The sequence below is a fragment of the Carnobacterium mobile DSM 4848 genome (assembly GCF_000744825.1).
Lineage (GTDB): Bacteria > Bacillota > Bacilli > Lactobacillales > Carnobacteriaceae > Carnobacterium_A > Carnobacterium_A mobile.
This window is the reverse complement of record NZ_JQMR01000001.1, coordinates 978,909-993,598: the sequence shown is the minus strand read 5'-3', so window position 1 is coordinate 993,598 and position 14,690 is coordinate 978,909. Positions and strand designations below refer to the sequence as shown.

Below are 14,690 nucleotides of genomic sequence, written 5' to 3'. Positions count from 1 at the left end.
TCTCGGACATTCCTTCCTTTTAATTTCAGGATTTTTTTGGTAGGATAGTAAAGACAGAAGAAATATAACAAGTAACAAGAAAATCGAGTACCGAGGGGAGAGTTTACGCATGAGTAAACAACAAATTGGCGTAGTGGGCATGGCCGTAATGGGAAAAAACTTAGCTTTAAATATTGAAAGTAGAGGATATACTGTTTCGATTTTTAACCGAACTGGATCAAAAACAGAAGCAGTGGTGGCAGAACACCCAGATAAAAAATTAGTTCCTACCTATACAATTGAAGAGTTTGTTGCTTCATTAGAAAAACCGCGTCGGATTTTATTGATGGTTCAAGCTGGAAAAGGTACAGATGCAACAATTCAAGGTCTTTTACCTCACCTTGATGCTGGAGACGTATTGATTGATGGGGGAAATACTTTCTTCAAAGATACAATGCGCCGTAACGAAGAGTTAGCCGAATCTGGTATTAACTTTATTGGAACAGGAGTTTCCGGCGGAGAAGAAGGAGCTTTACTAGGACCTGCAATTATGCCAGGCGGACAAAAAGAAGCTTACGATCTAGTAGCGCCCATCTTAGAAAAAATTGCTGCCGTTGCTGAAGACGGAGAACCTTGTGTAACTTACATTGGACCTAATGGAGCCGGTCATTATGTTAAAATGGTTCATAATGGAATCGAATACGGAGATATGCAATTAATTGCTGAATCTTATGATGTATTGCGTAAAGTGGTTGGTCTATCAGTTGATGAAGTGGCAGAAGTTTTTGCTGAATGGAACAAAGGCGAGTTAGATAGCTTTTTAATTGAAATTACGGCTAATGCATTAACAAAAAAAGATCCTGAAACAGGTAAGCCAATGGTAGATATTATTTTAGACCGTGCGGGGAACAAAGGAACAGGTAAATGGACTTCACAAAGTGCATTAGACTTAGGTGTCCCTCTTCCATTGATTACGGAATCCGTTTTTGCCCGTTACATCTCTGCTTTGAAAGAAGAAAGAGTAGCCGCAAGTGAAATTTTACCAAAGCCAGCTGAGTATTCATTTGATGGAGACAAAGCGGTTTTAGTAGAAAATATTCGTAAAGCTTTGTATTTCAGCAAGATCATGAGTTATGCTCAAGGATTTGCTCAAATGCGGACAGCTAGTGAAGAATACGACTGGAATTTACAATATGGAGAAATTGCAAAGATTTTCCGCGCAGGTTGTATTATCCGTGCACGTTTCTTACAAAAAATTACAGATGCTTATGATAAAAATCCAGAACTGAAAAATTTAATGTTGGATGATTACTTTATGGACATTACAAAAAATTATCAAGATGCAGTTCGTGATGTTATTGGGATTGCTGTAAAATCAGGTGTTCCTGTTCCGACATTCTCTTCTGCAATTGCTTATTATGATTCATACCGTGCAGCTAGTTTGCCTGCTAATATCATTCAAGCACAAAGAGACTATTTTGGCGCTCACACATATGAAAGAACAGACAGAAGTGGAACTTTTCATTTTGATTGGTATGGAGACAATGGACAAGAAGAACTTTAATCGTTTGGAGACAACGATAAGATAATTGAATCACTCATTGATTAAGGAAGCTGAGGACCGATCTCAGCTCCTTTTTTTTCGAACGTTTTTCTTACTTGAAAATCAAATTGATTTAAAAAAACAAAAGGATTTTTAAAACTTCTTATTTTCATCTGTTTTATGGTAAAATTATAATGAGATGAGAATCTTATTGAGAATTTAAGAATAGCATGGTATTGTAACAAAAGCGAAGTTCGATGAAAATAGAAGAACAGGTGGGAATAGAATGAATAGAATATTAATTATTGAAGATGAAAAAAACTTGGCCCGTTTTGTTGAATTAGAATTAAAACATGAAGGGTATGAGACAGAGGTACGTTATAATGGACGCGCGGGATTGGAAGCAGCATTGAATGAAGAGGAAAAGTGGGATGTTATTTTGCTTGACTTAATGCTTCCAGAACTGAACGGAATTGATGTTTGCCGTCGTATTCGTCAAGTTAGCAGTGTACCCATTATTATGATGACTGCTAGAGACTCAGTTATCGACCGTGTTTCTGGTTTAGATCATGGAGCAGACGATTATATTGTCAAACCGTTTGCTATAGAAGAATTATTGGCGCGGATGCGTGCATTATTCCGCCGGATAGAAATTGAAAATGAACAAAATATTACCAAACAGACAACAGTAACTTACCGTGATTTAACTATTGAAAAAGAAAATCGGGTTGTTCGCCGTGGTGATGAGATCATTGAGCTGACAAAAAGAGAATATGAATTATTATTGGAATTAATGGAAAATGTCAACGTTGTATTGGCACGAGATGTTTTATTAAATAAAGTTTGGGGTTATGAAACAGAAGTAGAAACAAATGTGGTAGATGTTTATATCCGCTATTTGCGAAATAAAATTGATGTTCCGGGTGGGGAAGGCTATATCCAAACCGTTCGTGGAACAGGATACGTGATGCGTTCGTGAAATCATTTTCTTTTAAAGGAAAAGAACGAAAAAGGAAAAAACGAATTTCGTTAAAATGGAAGTGGACAATGGGAGCTGCATTAGCCATTTTCTTCACTTTCTCTATATTTTCTATCATCATTTTTATCGGCTTCCGGCAAATCTTGCTGACTCAAGAAAATGAAGATGTAAAAGAAACATTATTTGGAGTCGCCAATCGATTGAACAATGAAACTGGAAGTTTATCAAAAGAAGCAGTTTACATGGCTTTAGGCGGTATGTATACATCAACTCCTATTGAAATGGACGATGAATTCGACCAGCGTAATTTAGCCTATGGACAGCCGAGTAATTTTCAAGATACTATTTTTGCGAAAATGAACGAAGAAGGAGTAATGGTACGTGTGTACAGTCCGACTTCTCGTTTATTATTTGAGTCTAAACAGAAAGATATTCCTTTTGAAAGAACCGCTCAACCAGTGGTCGTACCGATCGATATCAATGGTGTACAAGGGTTGCAAGGGACTATGCCCATTTATTCAAAAAGAACTCAGCAGCTGATTGGCTATATTCAAGTTACAAGCGAAATGGCCAACTACTATCGAACGAACGAACGGATTTTTTTCGCTCTGGTTACTATTAATATCCTAGCGCTGGTATTCAGCAGTATCATAGGGTATATGTTGGCTGTAAATTTCTTAAAGCCCATCAAACAAATTACCAATACAATGAACGACATTCGAAAAGATACTCAATCAACTTCTCGAATCGAAGTTGCTGAAGGCAATGACGAACTGACACATTTATCGAATGTGTTTAATGATATGTTGGACAAAATGCAACAATACATTGAACAACAAAAGCAATTTGTTGAAGATGTCTCTCATGAGTTGAGAACACCTGTTGCTGTAATGGAAGGACATTTGAAATTATTAAATCGTTGGGGAAAAGATGATCCTGAAATTTTAGATGAGTCTCTTTTAGCTTCTTTGCAAGAAATTGAACGAATGAAAAGTTTAGTACAAGAAATGCTGGATCTATCAAGAGCTGAACAAGTCGAAATTCATTATAAAAATGAAAAAACAGCCATTCGGCCGCTGGTTTTGCAAACAGTTAACAATTTTAAAATGATTTATCCGGATTTTGTGTTTAATTTAGATGATGCAATTGATGGAGAAGTTTATGTACCTATCTATCGAAATCATTTAGAACAAATCCTCATTATTTTAATGGATAATGCTGTAAAATATTCTACCGACCGTCAAGAAGTTCATGTTTCTATTGCGGTAGAAAATCAAGAATTGAATATTGCGATTCAAGATTTTGGGGAAGGTATGACACAAGAAGACACAGAAAAAATCTTTAACCGATTTTATCGTGTAGATAAAGCCAGAAGTCGGCACAAAGGCGGAAATGGATTAGGATTAGCAATTGCTAGAGAACTTTTGACAGGATATAAAGGTTCTATTTCTGTAAATAGTGTTTTAGGATACGGCTCTATTTTTAGAATCAAATTACCGCTTTACCAAGAACTAAATGACCAAGAAGCCCAAGAAATAGAAAATACCGTTAAATAAGAAAAGCGGGACAAGCCCGCTTTGACTCGAAAGAAATTTAGGAAAGTAGCACTGTGAGCAAAGATCAAGCGTACCATGAGATCAGGGCTTGAACGCTAGACATTGATTGCAGAAAAACTTATAATACTCAACTCTAAAAAAAAAGATTCCTGCTTTTTTAAAAGCAGGAATCTTTTTTTATCTTCTTTGTTGTTTACCCGCATTGCGGCCATTTCTATTTTTAGAAGCAGTTTGTCTAGGCATAGAATTAGCTGTTAACGTAGGTTGTTCATTTAAAGGTTCAACAGTTTTAATGACTCGTTCTTTTTTTGGACGATCTTTCATTTCTTCTGTTATTTGTGCTTTGATTCTTGGTTTGAAGTAGAAGTTGGTAATCAAAGTTTGGAAAACTCCGAAGAATCCACCAACTAACCAATATAAACCTAATCCAGCCGGAGAAGAAATGGTAAACATCAAAATCATGATTGGATTCATATACATCATGGTTTTCATCTGTTTCTTTTGTTCAGGTGCTACACCAATCATCGAAACATAAGCTTGTACAAGATAAATCAGCCCAGCTGCAATAGCTAAAGGAATATTACGGACACCTAAACTGATACCCAAAAATGTACTATTAGCAATTTCAGGCGATAACCGAATGGCTTGGAACATGGCTGTAAAAATTGGCATTTGAATCAATAATGGCAAGCAGCCGATTCCACCGAGCATACTCATATTATTATCTTTATATAACGCCATTAAGTCTTGTTGAGCAACTGCTTTTTCTTCAGGAGTAACAGCAGCTTTTTGTTTAGCTTGAATGGCATCCATTTCAGGTTTGATAAAAGCCATTCTTTCCTGTTGTGTTAAAGATTTCTTCGATTGGCTTAAATTTAAAGGCAAGATAATGATTCGAACAATTAATGTAATGATAATAATTGCAAAACCATAGTTACCGTTAAATGTATCAGCTAACCAAATAATCAGTTGTTGTGTAGGAACAACTAAAAATTCGTAAATAAAACCTTTAGGATTACCTTGTTTATCTGTACTCATACAACCAGAAAGAAAGAGCATGACGCCTAAAAGTGATCCAGTTAAGAGAAGTTTGTTATTTTTTTTCATTGTTCACTATCCTTCATTAATGTTTTTTACCGATAACACACCAACTATACAGGATTTGTGAAGCGAATTCAATTACTTACTGAAAAATTATCTTTTGTAGGCAATGTGGCATCTTCTGTCAGATCAATATGTTCGACTTTTCCGCTTGGAGATGGCGATTTTCTTATTTCTTCAATAAAAGCATCAATTTTTTCTGGTTCGCCATTTGCTTCAATATAAACACTGCCATCGGATTCATTGCGAACTATCCCGAAGACACCCAATTGGTCGGCTACCGTCTTTGTCATGTAACGAAATCCTACTCCCTGAACACGTCCCTTTACTGTCAGTTTCACTTTTTTCATCGGTTTTCCTCCTAGTGGTTCAGATATGTTTGTTTTTTTTTTTGAAAGGCAAGTACTGTTGCATGCTCTCTTTGATTCGATTAAAATTAACCATCTCTTAGAGACCTCACTTTCTAATGGAAAGTTGGCAAAAACAGTTGAAATTTCGGTATGTTATTATCTCTATTTTATAAGTACAAAAGGAATCCGTCAAATAATTTATAGATGAGCAAAGAATCAGAGTACTGGTATTGCGTTGGGTCTAAAGATAGCATACAATTATTTTAGCTTTGTCCTTATTAAAGGAAAACAAACGGACGGAATAAAGACCATAGACGAATAGATACGCACAGAAAGGAAATAAAATGAAAACTCTAATTATTGCTGAAAAACCAAGTGTTGGCAAAGAAATCGCCAGAGTACTAGGAGCAAATCAAAAAAACAAAAATTATATTGAAGGTAAAGAAGTCATTATCACCTGGGCGCTAGGCCATTTAGTGGGATTGAAGATGCCTGAAGATTATAAACCAGAATGGGCGACGTGGAATATGGAAACTTTGCCATTGATTCCAGAAAAGATGCAAATCAAACCTTTAAAAAATACAGAACATCAACTAAAAGCAATTAAACGCTTAGCACAACGAAAAGATGTTGGCCAAGCTGTGATAGCAACAGATGCAGGACGCGAAGGAGAACTTGTAGCTCGTTGGATCCTAGAATATAGCAAGTTCAATAAACCGGTAAAACGTTTATGGATTTCGTCGCAAACAGATCAAGCTATCCGTACAGGTTTTAAACAGCTGCAGCCGAGCCAGAAATACGATGACTTATATGACGCAGCGATAGCACGTTCTGAAGCAGATTGGTTAATAGGATTGAATGTAACTAGGGCTTTGACAGTTAAATACCAAGATAGCTTATCAGCTGGACGGGTCCAAACTCCAACTTTAGCGATGGTGAGGAAACAAGAAGCAGCAATTGAAGCATTTGTACCAGAAACCTACTTTACGCTAGAGATAATTGTGGATGAGCAAGCTGCTAGCTTGGTGGAAGGAGCTCCACAAAAATTTCATGAACGAATAGAAGCAGAAAAATTAGCTGACCGCCTATCTTCGAAACCAATCTTAGTTAAAGAAGTGAAAGAGAAAATCCGCAGTTCTGCAGCTCCATTGCCCTATGATTTAACAGAACTGCAACGAGAAGCCAATCAGCGTTATCAATATTCAGCGAAAAAGACATTGAATATTATGCAAACTCTTTATGAGCGGCATAAAGTTGTTTCTTATCCCAGAACAGATTCAAAGCATCTGACAACGGATATGCAAAATACAATGAAAGATCGCTTACAAGCTATCCAGTCATTTGCCAGCTCAGAAGTAAAAGAGGTAGTGAAAAAAGGATCAAAAGTGACTCAAAAAGGCGTATTTGATAACAGTAAAGTTACTGATCACCACGGGATTATTCCAACGGAAGAACGGCCGCGACCAGAAAAAATGGATCAGGATGAATTGCGTGTTTATCGCATGATCGTAGAACGGTTTTTAGGTTTGTTTTTACCAGCTTATAAAGTGGCTCAAACAACTTATTGGTTAGCTGTTGAAGATGTAACATTTAAGTTGCAGCAAGAAGTCGTATTGGAAAATGGCTGGCGGCAAGTTGAGCCGACAAAAAGTAAAAAACAGTACAAGCAAGGCGAACAATTAAAGCAAGCGACAGTCAAGGTGAAAAAACAATTAACTAAAGCTCCCAATCGTTTAACTGAATCGGCCTTGCTTCAAAAAATGGAAAGATATGGTTTAGGGACACCGGCGACTCGGGCGGAAATCATTGAGAAATTGATCAGCAGTGAATTAATGGAGCGAAAAACTACGAAATTATCAGTTTCTCCAAAAGGGAAACAATTATTAACGTTAGTGAATCCGGCTTTGGTCACACCGGAATTGACAAGCAAATGGGAGAACTCACTGGAAAAAATAGCTTTAGGTCAACTAAAAAAAGAAGCTTTTTTGAAAGAAATAAAAAAAGAAGCCAATCGATTAGTTAAAGAAATAAAAATGAGCGAACAAACATATAAAGACCATTCGATTACCACTAAAATTTGTCCAGATTGCGGTGAATTATTAAAAGAACGCAATGGGCGAGAAGGTAAATTATTAGTTTGCAGCAGCACATCTTGTTCGTACAGACGGTTTAAAGAACCAAAAATCTCTAATCGACGTTGTGCTCAATGTCATCGGAAAATGGAGATTCATGAAGGAAAAAAAGGAAAATATTTTAAATGCAAATACTGCAATCTTTCTGAAAAAATGGGAGACAATAAAAACAAAAAAATCACTAAACACGAAACCAAGCGCTTGTTGAAAAAAGTAAATCAAGAAGCCCAAGAAGAAGTTGAAAGCCCATTGGCACTTGCTTTAAAAGCTGCTATGGAAAAACAAGGAAATTAAAAGGAAAATACAAAAGCCTTATATTTTGAAAGTTGAAATATAAGGCTTTGTGTTTGTTTAGAGAGACGATTCCGCTTTTTATTTATTTTGTGTATAATAGGAAAGAAGTGTCAAAGGAGGTTCTGTAGTTGTGGCAGCTAAAAAAAAGAGTACGACTAAAAAAAGAGAACAACAAAGTTTTTCAATTGAAATTATTGGAATACTATTTATTATTTTAAGTTTATTTGCAGCCTCTCAATTAGGATTTGTCGGTATTTTAAGTGCGAACTTATTCCGCTTTTTTGTAGGGAATACATTTATGTTTGCTGCATTATTAGTCGCTTTATACGGTGGCTATTTAATTTTTAAAGGAACAGAGCCGCCGTTTAAAAACAAACGATTGATTGGCTTGGGAATACTTTATGCAGGTATTTTATTGTTGCTGCATGCTCGCTTGTTTTCTCCCATTATTCACTCAGATTTAAATGTGATCTCAGCAACCTTGCGTTTTTTTATGACGGACATGGCTAAAAATGAAATTGTCCAGTCTTTAGGCGGCGGGCTGATTGGAGCAGTTTTATACGCAGCCAGTTATTTCCTATTCTCTCAATGGGGGACGTATTTGTTAGTTGGCATTTTTTGGTTTATCGGGTTCTTTTTTATTTTTGACTTATCTTTTAAAAAATTTATGGAGATAATACGAAGCGCAGTTAAACAGATCAGTCAATTTGTTCAATCATTCTTTGCTTCAATTTTAGCGAGGATTCGAGAACGGCAGAAACTGAAAGAAAAAAATAAAACTTCCTCAGTAATGGATAAGGAAACGAACAAGAAGACGTTAAAACCTGAAAAAAAACCATTAAAAAAAGAACATTCATCAGGACAAATAGAAAATAATGTGCTACCTGATGATGTCGAGCAGCAGCAATTAGAAATCGACAGTTATCAAAGACGGGTACAAACAGATGAACAAAATAAAAAAAGAGCAGTCGAAGAAGAGCCAGTCAATGAAAATAATTTAGATTTTGAAATTAAAATGGAAGTTGAAAATACAGATTACCAACTTCCGCCGGTTACGTTACTAGATGAAATAAAAGAGACGGACCAAACAAATGAATACACGTTGATTCAACAAAATGTAAAAAAACTAGAAGAAACTTTTGCAAGTTTTGGTGTAGATGCTAAAGTAACCAAAGCTAATTTGGGACCGGCTGTGACTAAATATGAGATTCAACCGGCTGTCGGCGTAAAAGTTAGCAAGATAGTAAGTTTAAGCGATGATTTAGCACTAGCATTAGCAGCGAAAGACATTCGAATGGAAGCTCCGATTCCGGGGAAACCGTTTATTGGAATAGAAGTTCCAAATAGTGAAGTGAGTTTAGTGGCTTTTCGTAATGTAATTGAAGGACAAGTAAAAAACAACGAAAAACTTTTAGAAGTACCTCTAGGCAGAGACATTTCAGGCAATGTGGCGATGGCTGATTTAACTAAAATGCCCCATTTATTAGTGGCGGGTTCAACAGGAAGCGGAAAATCGGTCTGTATTAATGGAATAATTACTAGTCTGTTGATGAAAGCTAAACCAAATGAAGTGAAATTAATGATGATCGATCCTAAAATGGTAGAATTGAATGTTTATAACGGTATCCCGCATTTATTGACACCTGTTGTCACAAATCCTAAGAAAGCAGCACAGGCTCTACAAAAAGTAGTTGCTGAAATGGAACAACGGTATGAACTTTTTGCTGCCAGCGGTCAGCGGAACATTACCGGGTACAATCAGTTCGTGCTAGAAAAGAACTTAGAAGAGGGTGCGAATCATCCTACACTTCCTTTTATTGTAGTCGTTGTAGATGAGTTGGCTGATTTAATGATGGTAGCAAGTAATGAAGTGGAAGATGCTATTATACGCTTGGCACAAATGGCAAGAGCAGCTGGAATCCATATGATTTTGGCTACACAACGGCCAAGTGTCGATGTCATAACTGGTATCATCAAAGCAAACGTTCCCTCACGTATTGCGTTTGCCGTTTCAAGTGGAACGGATTCACGAACGATCATTGATAGCAGCGGAGCTGAAAAACTTCTTGGAAGAGGAGATATGCTTTACTTGCCAATGGGAGAAAACAAACCGGTTCGTGTTCAAGGAGCGTTTATTTCAGACGATGAAGTAGAACGTGTCGTTTCATATGTTACAGGTCAACAGGGAGCCAACTACGTAGAGGAAATGATGCCTGTTGATGAACCGGAATCTGTCAGTGGAGAAGTCCAAGACGAAGTATACGATGAAGCTGTCCAAATGATTGTGGAAATGCAGACAGCCAGTATTTCTTTATTGCAAAGACGTTTTAGAATTGGATACAACCGAGCTGCTCGTTTGATTGACGAGATGGAGATGCGGGGGATAATAGGACCTTCAGAAGGAAGCAAGCCAAGAAAAGTAAACATTACAGAAGTACCTGGTAATCCTGAAGAAGAAAATGCAGGAATTTAAATAAAGTAAAAGGAAAGAGTGAGGAGAGATGAGACAAATGCTTATCTCTTTTTGCTTATTGTCACAGTTGTTATCTGAGATTTACAAAAAAAATCGGACTCGGATTTATTAGGAATGCATCAGCTTCAGCTCTAAATGTTGTTTGCCCTATTCCTGTTTTAACAAGTTTTTTTATCTTAGATGAGAAGGAGATTAAAAAGTGAACAATTTTTGAGTAAAACGTTTGCAATCATCGTTTTGTTGTTTATTTTATAGATTAAAGATGGTACTATACTTATTGAGGGTGAATGAATGGTAATTTATTCGCACTAAAAAAATGTTGGGGGTTTTTTTAATGAAAAAACGCAATTTTATGAGTCTTTTAGCTTTAGGATTAGTTTCAGGTGCGACGTTAGCAGCCTGTGGATCAAATGATTCAGATACAGCTTCTTCAGATTCTGCAAAAAAATCAGGTGACGATTTTTCTGTCATGATGGTCACTGACGTAGGTGGAGTAGATGATAAATCTTTTAACCAATCTGCATGGGAAGGTATGCAAGAATGGGGTAAAGATAACGGTAAAAAAGAAGGCGCAGAAGGGTATACTTATATACAATCAAATGAAGACTCAGATTTTGTAACCAATTTAAATAGTGGAGTAAATGCTGATTTTGACTTGATTTTTGGTATCGGTTATAAATTAAAAGAAGCCATGACAGATGTGGCAGAACAAAACGAAGATCAACATTTTGTTATTATTGATGATGTTATAGATGCTCCAAACGTTGAATCTGTTTTGTTCAAAGACCATGAAGCAGCTTTCTTAGCAGGTGTAGCTGCAGCAGAATCAACAGAAACAGGTAAAATCGGATTTATCGGCGGACAAGAAAGTGATGTTATCTCACGTTTTGAAGCTGGTTTTGTTGCCGGCGTTAAAGAAGTTGATCCATCTATCGATGTAAAAGTGGAATATGTGGGTTCTTTCGGAGATGCAGCACGTGGAAAACAATTAGCAGCGGCAATGTACAGCAGCGGCATCGATATTATTTATCAAGCAGCTGGTGATTCAGGTAATGGCGTGTTCTCAGAGGCTAAAGACCGTATGAAAGCTGATTCTTCTAAAAAAATATGGGTAATCGGTGTAGACCGCGACCAAGAAGCTGAAGGTAAATATGATTCAGGTAACTTGACTTTAACTTCTACGCTTAAAGGTGTAGGCGCAGCAGTGAAAGATATTTCGAATGATGCAATGGCTGGAAACTTTACTGGTGGAGAAACAACAAACTTTGGTTTAGCTGAAGGCGGCGTTGATATAACAGACGGCAACTTAACAGACGAAGTTAAAAAGACAGTAGCAGATTACAAAGAAAAAATCATCAATGGCGACATTGAAGTACCTCAAACTCCAGAAAAATAAGAAATTAGTAAGACGAAGTTGAATGTCGACAAAAAGGCCGGGTATTTATTCCGGCCTTTTCATCTCTTATCGTTTTTTATAAAACACTAAAATATTTCTTGCACTGTACCATATTGAGGAGCAGCTTAAAAAATGAAAAAAGTGAAAGCGCTGGATTTACGATTAGAATAAAAAGAAAATTCTCTGTAGCTCCTTGTTAGTAAATAACGTATAATGGATAATGAATTCAAGCAGGTGAAAAGGAGTGAGTCTATCGTGTCGGAAACGGATTTCGTCATAGAAATGAAAGGTATTACCAAGGAATTTGGTACCTTTAAAGCGAACGATAATATCAATTTGCAGCTAAAAAAAGGTGAAATTCATGCGCTGTTAGGTGAAAATGGAGCAGGGAAATCTACTTTGATGAACATTTTATCAGGACTTTTAGAGCCGACTTCAGGAAAAATCCTGATGAATGGAAAAGAAGTGACGATTCATTCTCCAGGTGTGGCTAATAAACTGGGAATCGGAATGGTTCATCAACATTTTATGCTGGTAAAAAAGTTCACGGTAACTGAAAATATCATTTTAGGCAGTGAACCAAATACAGCTGGTTTTTTGGATAAAAAAACAGCAAAACAAGCAATAAAAGATTTATCGGAAAAATATGGATTATTAGTAGACCCAGCTGCAAAAGTAGAATCTATCTCAGTTGGAATGGAGCAACGGGTAGAAATTCTTAAAACGTTATATCGTGGAGCAGAAATCTTGATTTTTGATGAGCCTACCGCTGTATTGACTCCTCAAGAAATCAAAGAATTGATGCAAATTATGAAGGCTCTTACGCATGAAGGAAAATCAATTATTTTAATTACACATAAACTGGATGAAATTAAGCAAGTGGCTAATCGGTGTACTGTTATTCGTCGCGGACAAAGTATTGATACAGTAGATGTATCTGCTACTTCTCAACAAGAACTAGCAGATATGATGGTAGGGCGTTCAGTTTCCTTTAAAACCGAAAAAAAAGAAGCGCAGCCTAAAGAAGTTGTTCTTTCTGTTCAAGATATCACAGTCAAAGAAGATCGCGGGTTAGAAGCTGTTAAGAAACTGAGTTTAGAAGTACATGCAGGTGAAGTGCTGGGAATTGCTGGAATAGATGGAAATGGACAAAGCGAGTTGATCCAAGCTATCACAGGATTGGCTAAAGTAGAGAGTGGAAAAATTAGTTTGAATGGAAAAGAAATTCAAAATAATCCGCCACGTAAAATCACTGAAAATGGCTTAGGACATATTCCGGAAGACCGACATAAATATGGGTTGATCCTACCTATGAGTTTAGAAGAAAATATTGCATTGCAAACGTACTATCAAAAACCACTGAGCAAGAACGGTTTCTTGAATCCTAAAGCCATCAAAAATTATGCGAAAAAATTGATTGGAGAATTTGATGTACGGACACAAAGTGAAATGGTACCTGCCAGTGCATTGTCAGGCGGAAATCAACAAAAAGCCATCATTGCCAGAGAAATCGATCGTAATCCTTCTTTATTGATTGCAGCTCAGCCTACACGTGGGTTAGATGTGGGTGCGATTGAATACATTCACAAACGTTTAATCGAACAACGAGATAAAGGGAAAGCCGTTTTACTGATGAGCTTTGAATTAGATGAAATCTTAAATGTCTCTGATCGCATTGCTGTTATGTATGATGGACAGATTGTCGCGTTCGTGAAACCAAGAGAAACAACTCAACAAGAACTTGGGTTGCTGATGGCAGGATCGTCCCTTGAAAAAGCGAGAGCTGCTACTGATCAAGAAGGCGGAAAGGAGCGGGCTCATGTTAAGTAATAAAGGCAAGTGGAATAATATATTAGTTCCAATATTTTCTGTTGTTTTAGGATTATTATTGGGCGCATTGATCATGTTAGTATTTGGTTATGACCCAATTGCTGGCTATCAATCAATGATCAAGGGATCATTTGGTAATTCATTTTATATCGGAGAAACATTAAGACAAGCAACACCGCTTATTTTTACTGCTCTTGGTTTTTCAGTAGCTTATACAGCCGGCTTCTTTAATATCGGAGTTGCCGGACAAGCACTCTTAGGCTGGTTGTGTTCAGTTTGGTTCGCACTGTCATTTCCGGAAATGCCAGGTATGATATTATTAACCTTAAGCGTGATAGTGGGAGCTGCCGCTGGGGCAATATGGGCTGGAATTGCTGGATTTTTACGAGCTTATTTTAATACCAGTGAAGTAATTGTAACGATCATGTTAAACTATACAGCACTGTATACTACAAATTATTTAATTCGGAATGTGTTGACCGATGCATCAGATTCGACTGCGCGTATTCCCAAAGAAGCAAGTTTGCGTTGGCAATGGTTATCGGACTTAACGAGTCATTCAACTTTACATGCTGGAATATTTTTGGCTTTGATCATGGCGTTAATCGTTTGGATCTTGATGAAAAAGACAACCAGTGGTTTTGAGATTCGTGCAGTAGGGTTAAATCCATACGCTTCTAAATATGCCGGAATGAGTACAAAACGCAATATTATAATTTCTATGCTGATTAGTGGAGCGCTTGCCGGATTAGGCGGAGCAATGGAAGGAATGGGAACTTTTCAAAACATCTTCGTCCAAGGAGCGATGCCGACAATTGGGTTTGATGGGATGGCCGTTGCGTTACTTGGATTAGGCAGTCCAGTTGGTATTTTATTCTCTGCTTTATTATTCGGTGCTTTAAAAATCGGTGGAAACAGCATGCCATTAATGGCAGGAGTACCTACAGAAGTTGTTGATATTGTTATTGCTTCGATTATTTTCTTTGTAGGGGCTAATTACTTGATTCGTTTCTTTATCGATAAACGGGCTAGAGTAAATAAAGGAGGAGTAAAATAA

The 14,690-nt window shown here is 37.0% G+C and carries 10 protein-coding genes; 8 read left to right on the top strand and 2 right to left on the bottom strand.

Annotated elements, in window-relative coordinates; translation table 11 throughout:
- Positions 1-109: 109 nt before the first annotated feature.
- From gndA to BR87_RS04450, 3 genes are all read left to right on the top strand, one after another.
- Positions 110-1,543: an NADP-dependent phosphogluconate dehydrogenase gene (gndA, locus tag BR87_RS04460; protein WP_035029219.1), complete on the top strand. Its 1,434-nt coding sequence runs from the start codon at positions 110-112 to the stop codon at positions 1,541-1,543.
- 265 nt (positions 1,544-1,808) lie between these two features.
- Positions 1,809-2,501: a response regulator transcription factor gene (locus BR87_RS04455; RefSeq protein ID WP_035029218.1), complete on the top strand. Its 693-nt coding sequence runs from the start codon at positions 1,809-1,811 to the stop codon at positions 2,499-2,501.
- Positions 2,502-2,569: 68 nt separating this feature from the next.
- Positions 2,570-4,057 (top strand): HAMP domain-containing sensor histidine kinase, encoded by a 1,488-nt coding sequence (locus BR87_RS04450; protein WP_244877026.1) that lies wholly within the window; start codon positions 2,570-2,572, stop codon positions 4,055-4,057.
- A gap of 177 nt (positions 4,058-4,234) precedes the next feature.
- Here the strand turns inward: BR87_RS04450 and yidC are convergent, their stop codons facing one another.
- Together yidC and BR87_RS04440 are read right to left on the bottom strand one after the other, a co-directional pair.
- Entirely contained in the window at positions 4,235-5,164 is a 930-nt protein-coding gene (gene yidC / locus BR87_RS04445; RefSeq protein ID WP_035029213.1) for a membrane protein insertase YidC, read from the bottom strand.
- 68 nt (positions 5,165-5,232) lie between these two features.
- A complete protein-coding gene (locus BR87_RS04440; protein WP_035029211.1) occupies positions 5,233-5,508 on the bottom strand; it encodes an acylphosphatase in 276 nt (91 codons plus the stop codon).
- Positions 5,509-5,852: 344 nt separating this feature from the next.
- Between BR87_RS04440 and BR87_RS04435 the strand changes: the two genes are divergently transcribed.
- The 5 genes from BR87_RS04435 to BR87_RS04415 all read left to right on the top strand — a co-directional run bounded on the left by BR87_RS04435 (position 5,853) and on the right by BR87_RS04415 (position 14,690).
- Positions 5,853-7,934 carry a DNA topoisomerase 3 gene (locus BR87_RS04435; protein ID WP_035029208.1) on the top strand — a complete coding sequence of 694 codons (2,082 nt, stop codon included), beginning with the start codon at positions 5,853-5,855 and terminating at the stop codon, positions 7,932-7,934.
- A 130-nt stretch (positions 7,935-8,064) separates the two neighbouring features.
- Positions 8,065-10,407, top strand: coding sequence for a DNA translocase FtsK (locus BR87_RS04430; RefSeq protein WP_035029205.1), 2,343 nt, complete (start codon positions 8,065-8,067; stop codon positions 10,405-10,407).
- Positions 10,408-10,741: 334 nt separating this feature from the next.
- Complete coding sequence (locus BR87_RS04425) at positions 10,742-11,803, top strand: BMP family lipoprotein (protein WP_035029202.1); 1,062 nt, start codon at positions 10,742-10,744, stop codon at positions 11,801-11,803.
- A gap of 282 nt (positions 11,804-12,085) precedes the next feature.
- The gene (locus BR87_RS04420) at positions 12,086-13,633 is read left to right on the top strand and encodes an ABC transporter ATP-binding protein (RefSeq protein WP_425304605.1); all 1,548 of its coding nucleotides are present in this window, start codon (positions 12,086-12,088) and stop codon (positions 13,631-13,633) included.
- Positions 13,623-14,690: an ABC transporter permease gene (locus tag BR87_RS04415; RefSeq protein ID WP_035029196.1), complete on the top strand. Its 1,068-nt coding sequence runs from the start codon at positions 13,623-13,625 to the stop codon at positions 14,688-14,690. Before BR87_RS04420 ends, BR87_RS04415 begins: the two co-directional genes overlap by 11 nt.

What these genes read in the sequence shown, in the direction of transcription:
- BR87_RS04415 (WP_035029196.1), top strand. Translation starts at nt 13,623, where the DNA reads ATGTTAAGTAATAAAGGCAAGTGGAATAATATATTAGTTCCAATATTT.
- BR87_RS04450 (WP_244877026.1), top strand. Translation starts at nt 2,570, where the DNA reads ATGGGAGCTGCATTAGCCATTTTCTTCACTTTCTCTATATTTTCTATC.
- BR87_RS04455 (WP_035029218.1), top strand. Translation starts at nt 1,809, where the DNA reads ATGAATAGAATATTAATTATTGAAGATGAAAAAAACTTGGCCCGTTTT.
- BR87_RS04425 (WP_035029202.1), top strand. Translation starts at nt 10,742, where the DNA reads ATGAAAAAACGCAATTTTATGAGTCTTTTAGCTTTAGGATTAGTTTCA.
- BR87_RS04420 (WP_425304605.1), top strand. Translation starts at nt 12,086, where the DNA reads ATGAAAGGTATTACCAAGGAATTTGGTACCTTTAAAGCGAACGATAAT.
- BR87_RS04440 (WP_035029211.1), bottom strand. Translation starts at nt 5,508, where the DNA reads ATGAAAAAAGTGAAACTGACAGTAAAGGGACGTGTTCAGGGAGTAGGA.
- yidC (WP_035029213.1), bottom strand. Translation starts at nt 5,164, where the DNA reads ATGAAAAAAAATAACAAACTTCTCTTAACTGGATCACTTTTAGGCGTC.
- gndA (WP_035029219.1), top strand. Translation starts at nt 110, where the DNA reads ATGAGTAAACAACAAATTGGCGTAGTGGGCATGGCCGTAATGGGAAAA.
- BR87_RS04435 (WP_035029208.1), top strand. Translation starts at nt 5,853, where the DNA reads ATGAAAACTCTAATTATTGCTGAAAAACCAAGTGTTGGCAAAGAAATC.